The 1,523-nt window shown below is 52.7% G+C and carries 1 protein-coding gene; it reads left to right on the plus strand.

Annotation, left to right across the window (positions count from 1 at the left end; translation table 11 throughout):
* Positions 1 to 1,523: 5-methyltetrahydropteroyltriglutamate--homocysteine S-methyltransferase (metE, locus tag ACTHSP_RS20490; protein WP_440346821.1), on the plus strand; the 1,523-nt coding region annotated here is incomplete at both ends.

Consider the following 1,523-nt stretch of genomic DNA (forward strand, 5'->3'; position numbering starts at 1 on the left):
TCTGTTGCCGAACACGCTGCTTTGCTGAAATCCCTGCCTGTTGACGGCCTGCACATCGACTTGGTACGCGCTCCTGAACAGCTGGACGCATTTGCTGACTACGACAAAGTTCTGTCTGCCGGCGTTATCGACGGCCGCAACATTTGGCGCGCTAACCTGAACAAAGTTTTGGAAACTGTTGAGCCTCTGCAAGCCAAACTGGGCGACCGTTTGTGGATCTCCAGCTCTTGCTCTCTGCTGCACACTCCATTTGACTTGTCAGTTGAAGAAAAACTGAAAGCTAACAAACCTGACCTGTACTCTTGGTTGGCATTTACCCTGCAAAAAACCCAAGAATTGCGCGTTCTGAAAGCTGCATTGAACGAAGGTCGTGATTCTGTTGCCGAAGAACTGGCTGCCAGCCAAGCTGCTGCCGACTCCCGTGCCAACAGCAGCGAAATCCACCGTGCAGACGTTGCCAAACGCCTGGCCGATTTGCCTGCCAACGCAGACCAACGCAAATCTCCATTTGCCGACCGTATCAAAGCGCAACAAGCATGGTTGAACTTGCCTCTGCTGCCGACTACCAACATCGGTTCTTTCCCACAAACTACCGAAATCCGCCAAGCACGCGCAGCCTTCAAAAAAGGCGAACTGTCTGCCGCCGATTACGAAGCCGCGATGAAAAAAGAAATCGCCTTGGTGGTTGAAGAGCAAGAAAAACTGGACTTGGACGTACTGGTACACGGCGAAGCTGAGCGTAACGACATGGTTGAATACTTCGGCGAACTGTTGAGCGGTTTTGCATTCACCCAATACGGCTGGGTACAAAGCTACGGCTCACGCTGCGTTAAACCACCTATCATCTTCGGTGACGTAAGCCGTCCTGAAGCCATGACCGTGGCTTGGTCTACTTACGCACAAAGCCTGACCAAACGCCCGATGAAAGGCATGTTGACCGGCCCTGTAACCATTCTGCAATGGTCTTTCGTCCGCAACGATATTCCTCGCTCTACTGTGTGCAAACAAATCGCACTGGCTTTGAACGACGAAGTATTGGATCTGGAAAAAGCAGGCATCAAAGTCATCCAAATCGACGAACCTGCCATCCGCGAAGGTCTGCCTTTGAAACGCGCCGATTGGGATGCCTACCTGAACTGGGCAGGCGAATCCTTCCGCCTGTCCTCTACCGGTTGCGAAGACAGCACACAAATCCACACTCATATGTGCTACTCCGAGTTCAACGACATCCTGCCTGCCATCGCAGCTATGGACGCCGACGTCATCACCATCGAGACTTCACGTTCCGACATGGAACTCTTGACCGCGTTCGGCGAATTCAAATACCCGAACGACATCGGCCCGGGCGTTTACGACATCCACAGCCCACGCGTACCGACAGAAGCTGAAGTTGAGCATCTGTTGCGCAAAGCCATCGAGGTTGTACCGGTTGAACGTCTGTGGGTTAACCCAGACTGCGGCCTGAAAACACGTGGCTGGAAAGAAACTCTGGAACAACTCCAAGTGATGATGAACGTAACCCA

It is taken from the genome of Neisseria sp. P0001.S005 (assembly GCF_051963715.1).